This is a genomic window from Parendozoicomonas callyspongiae, assembly GCF_023502345.1.
In the GTDB taxonomy this organism is placed as follows: domain Bacteria; phylum Pseudomonadota; class Gammaproteobacteria; order Pseudomonadales; family Endozoicomonadaceae; genus Sansalvadorimonas; species Sansalvadorimonas callyspongiae.
Genome location: NZ_JAMFLX010000109.1, coordinates 1 through 870, shown reverse-complemented (window position 1 = coordinate 870; position 870 = coordinate 1). Strand labels below are relative to the sequence as shown.

Genomic DNA, 870 nt, shown 5'->3' with positions numbered 1-870 from the left:
AGTTCGTTCCGGGGCTTCGCCCCTCCACCCGACGCGCCTTCGGCGCGCGGCTGAAGCAGGCGTTATGTGTTTTATCAAACATCGGAGTAAACATTGAGACATTTTGGAGTATTGAAACCTGATACCTTTGTAAAGGTTTTAAACTACACCGCAATACCAGCCTTCTTAGCTTATATCTTTTCTATGTTTATTTACCCATGGGCTTCCAGCTCATGGAGTTGGAGCCATGTGCATTCTGTTTGGCATAACTGGCAAGCACTTAATGTGGGGATGCTAGCATTCTTATCGAGCACAATTGCCTTTAATATTTCCCGTTACAATAACTACAAACAGAGACAGCGTGACTTCATCGCAAGTAGGGCTTTTTTATCTCATGCACTAAGTCAACTTACAGGGTACTTTAAGAATTCTTCATTAATTGTTAAAGAAGCCTGGCCAAAAGTTAAAGGTAGGGCTTTCACAACGCCACTTGAAAATAAAGAACTCGTACTTCCTGAAGATTACAAAGAAATCTTTAGTCGTTGCATACAAACAGCAGACTCAGATGTAGGAGAACATCTTGCTAGCATATTAACAAAACTACAGGTTCACCATTCAAGGGTATCAGAACTAATTGACGAGTTTGGTATCAATAGTGCTGCTTACTTATCATCAGACAACTTAGTTTCTTACATGTTCAGTTTGGGTGAACTGCAAGCTCTGGTAAATACTTCATTTAAGTTCGCGCGTGGCGAAGAGAAATTCAAAAAAAGAACTTTGAGCTTGCAAGATTTCACAACTGCATATTTAATCCTTGATTTAGATCCAGAGTATTACGATGATCTCCTAGAGTTCACGCAGCGATATGTCGAGAGAAATAGCAACAACACA

General features: G+C 40.6%; 1 protein-coding gene. It reads left to right on the top strand.

What is annotated here, in order from left to right; all coding sequences use genetic code 11:
* Positions 1-93: 93 nt before the first annotated feature.
* A partial coding sequence (locus M3P05_RS20495) for a hypothetical protein (protein ID WP_249701994.1) occupies positions 94-870 on the top strand: 777 nt, incomplete at its 3' end.